Origin of the sequence: Winogradskyella thalassocola, assembly GCF_900099995.1 — a bacterium.
GTDB lineage: Bacteria > Bacteroidota > Bacteroidia > Flavobacteriales > Flavobacteriaceae > Winogradskyella > Winogradskyella thalassocola.
Genome location: NZ_FNCZ01000025.1, coordinates 1 through 1,937 on the forward strand (window position 1 = coordinate 1; position 1,937 = coordinate 1,937).

1 pseudogene is annotated in these 1,937 nt (G+C 38.9%); it reads left to right on the top strand.

Annotated elements, in window-relative coordinates:
• Positions 1–1,937 (top strand): annotated as a pseudogene (locus BLT80_RS20195) (hypothetical protein); the annotation flags it as partial.

Sequence of the window (1,937 nt, forward strand, 5' to 3'; positions counted from 1 at the left end):
TTTGCAGAATTCGATTTAACACAACGCACCATAGAAATCACTAATGGAGAACCCAATGTAGCAATTAGCTATCACGAGACACAGACCGATGCAGAGAATGGTGATAACCCAATCACAGGGTTGTACACTAATATTGTAGCGAACAATCAAATGATTTTTGTACGTTCAGAAAACACCATAACAGGCTGCTTTAGTTTAACCACAAATACGATGGAACTTATTGTGTTACCATCACCAGAAGTGCCAACAAGTATAGAATCTTACACTATATGTGATACGGATGATAACGGAATCACACAGTTTGATCTTACCACTAAAGATGGAGAAATTCTAAACGGACAAGATCCATTAGAAGTGTTACTCACTTACCATGTTAGTGAATTAGATGCTGCCAATGGTAACAATCCCATCATCAATGTTGGTAATTATACCAATAATGCAAACCCACAAATTATTTATGTACGTTTATATAATCCAACCACAGGCTGTCAAGATACCGGAATGTTTGAGTTAGAAGTCAACTTACCACCAGTAGCCGTACAACCAACACAATTAAGCGAGTGTGATGATTTAGGAGAAACACCAGGAGATGAGTTCACGTCATTTGATTTAACGTTAAAAGATAATGAGATCACAGGAGGCAATGCTAGCTGGTCGGTAGCCTACTACGAGACTAATGCCGATGCACAGTCTCAAACCAATGTAATTCCAGATCCAACACAGTATACTAATACTTCAGTTAACGGATTAGGTGCAAACCCACAAACCCTTTATGTGGTGGTTACCGATAGCAATACTGGTTGTGTAGATTTTGCAACGTTAACGATACGCGTATTGCCAAACCCAACCCCAACACCAAGCGATCAATTACCAAGCTTAGAGTTGTGTGATGACGTTAATACAGGAGATGGAGTAGAAGTCTTTGATCTTACGGAAAACGAAATTCTAATTCTAAATGGAGAAGCCGGAGTTACAGCAAGCTACTATGAGAGTTTAGACGATGCTAACTCAGCAAGCAATGCGATACCAGACCCAACGCAATACAGTAATACAGAAACACCAGAACAAGAGATTTATGTAAGGGTGACTAATGATTTAACAGGCTGTTATGCATTAGTTGATTTTACAATCATAGTGCATCCATTACCAACAGTTGTGGCCGTAACGGATTTTATACAATGTGAATTATTCACTGATGGTGTCGATAGTTTTGATTTGACCACAAAAGACGAAGAAGTCTTAAACGGTCAAGATCCATCACAATTTATAGTGAGTTATCACGATAATTTAGTTGATGCCGAAGCCGGTATGAATGGTTTGGTAAGTTCATATACCAACCTAAGCAACCCACAACAAATATTTGTGACCATCACTAACAACATTACAGGATGTTCAATCAGCACACAAAGTTTCAATATAGAAGTCCAAGAAGCGGCACAAGCCAATCCTAATATGGATCCTATAGTTTACCAAACCTGTGATGATGAGATGGAAACTGATGGTGACCCAACCAATGATAGCGCGCAGTTCGATTTAACCACTAGAGACCCAGAAGTTTTAGACGGTCAAGACCCACTGAACTACATTGTGACGTATTATGAAACGCAAGAAGAGGCAGACTTAAAGGTAAATCCATTGCCAACACTCTATGAAAATACAGTTAACCCACAAGTTATTTATGCAAGAGTAGATAATGACACCCCAGATGGTACTACAGGTAATGATACCTCTGTGTGTTATGAAGTTGCCGCATTAACCTTACAGGTAAATCCATTACCCGAATTTAATTTAGAAGCCAATTATATTCTATGTTTAAATACTAATGGTACCGAAGTTTTAGACCCATTAGTGATTGATACCGGTTTATCAGCAACAGACTATAGTTTTGAGTGGAGTTATAACAGCACCATGATACCAGGAGCAACAGGGCCAAGTAT